This is a genomic window from Psychrobacter piscatorii (assembly GCF_043641605.1).
In the GTDB taxonomy this organism is placed as follows: domain Bacteria; phylum Pseudomonadota; class Gammaproteobacteria; order Pseudomonadales; family Moraxellaceae; genus Psychrobacter; species Psychrobacter piscatorii_C.
The window spans coordinates 1-1,365 of record NZ_JBHZRK010000026.1; the positions used below are offsets into that span (position 1 = coordinate 1).

A 1,365-nucleotide genomic window follows, 5' to 3' on the forward strand; every position below is an offset into this window, starting at 1 on the left:
CATAACCTCAAATATATCATCTTGCTTTGGCTGTCACCCTCCTTTATTTCTTCAGCATACTTTCTGACACACCACCATTATTTATAACCACTACTAATGGTGTATTTAACTTACCTGTCAAATACTATAAAAACATAAGTTAAATTAATGAACTTATGACTACTATCAAAAGGAATTGATAATGAAATTAGCACCCATTTTTCCGATAAGTGTGCTAGCCGCGATGAGCCTTTTAGGTTGTTCAAACCAATCTAGTAATGGTACGACTTCTTCAGAAGAGATCACTGTTTTACGTTTCTCACATTTCTATCCTGCAACATCTGATATTAATAAAGAGATTTTTGAACCTTGGGCAAAAAAAATCGAAGCTGATTCGGGCGGGCGTCTTAAAGTTGAGGTATATCCTTCGGCCACTATTAGTAAAGCGGATACAGCTTATGAGTCTGCTGTAAAAGGAACCATTGATATTGGCTCACAAGTACAAGGTTATACAAGTGGTCGATTCCCATTATCTCAGATTGCAGAGCTTCCAGGATTATCTAACTCATCAACACAAACAGGCTGTATGCTGCAAACCTTGTATGACAATGATACGATTGCTGACGAGTATAAAGATTCTCACTTGCTCTTTATGTTTGCCACAGGACCTGGAACCTTGCACAGTACTAATAAATTGATCAGAACTCCTGAGGATATGAGAGGTATGCGTATTCGTAGGCCTTCAGCAGTTGCAGGTGATATCATCGAAAGTATGGGAGCTTCTCCTGTGGGGCTACCTGCCAATGATATATATACTTCTTTACAGCGTGGTGTAGTTGATGGATTAAGCTTTCCGTGGGAAGCTATGGAGACTTTCAAACTAAATGAGTTGACGAAGTATCATACTAATATGCCATTTTATAGTTCTGCTTTAATGGTAACTATGAATAAAGCTAAGTATGAAGGTCTGCCAGAGGACTTGAAACAAGTTATTGATGACAATTCAGGTATGGCACTTAGCAAGAAAGTAGGGGCCATGTGGGATAAGACTTATTCAACGCAGCTACAAGCAGCTATCGATCAAGGAGACGAAGTTGTCGATATCCTAGACCCACTCAATGACCCAGATTGGAAAGGCCCACTTGAAAAAGGTACAAAGAAATATCTTGATGATGTGGAGTCTTTAGGACTAGATGCTTACGGGGTCTATGATAAGGCTAAAGAAGCTAGTGTAGTCTGTAAAGTGTAATCTGATAAAAATTTTAGCTAAAATATAGCTGAACTGACTAAATTGAAAAAGCCCCAACTTTGAACTGACCCCCATAAGTTGGACACAACTTATGGGGTATTTTTATGCGTTACGATCTGGACTTTAAGATGCAAGTC

Annotated in this window: 1 protein-coding gene; it reads left to right on the forward strand. The window is 38.8% G+C overall.

Translation table 11 applies throughout. The features are described 5' to 3' along the window. The first annotated feature begins 181 nt into the window (after nt 1-181). Nucleotides 182-1,228: a TRAP transporter substrate-binding protein gene (locus ACHUET_RS14595; protein WP_394213795.1), complete on the forward strand. Its 1,047-nt coding sequence runs from the start codon at nt 182-184 to the stop codon at nt 1,226-1,228. Nucleotides 1,229-1,365 lie beyond the last annotated feature (137 nt).

Excerpts from the sequence above, each read along its gene's own strand:
- ACHUET_RS14595 (WP_394213795.1), top strand. The coding sequence starts at position 182 with ATGAAATTAGCACCCATTTTTCCGATAAGTGTGCTAGCCGCGATGAGC.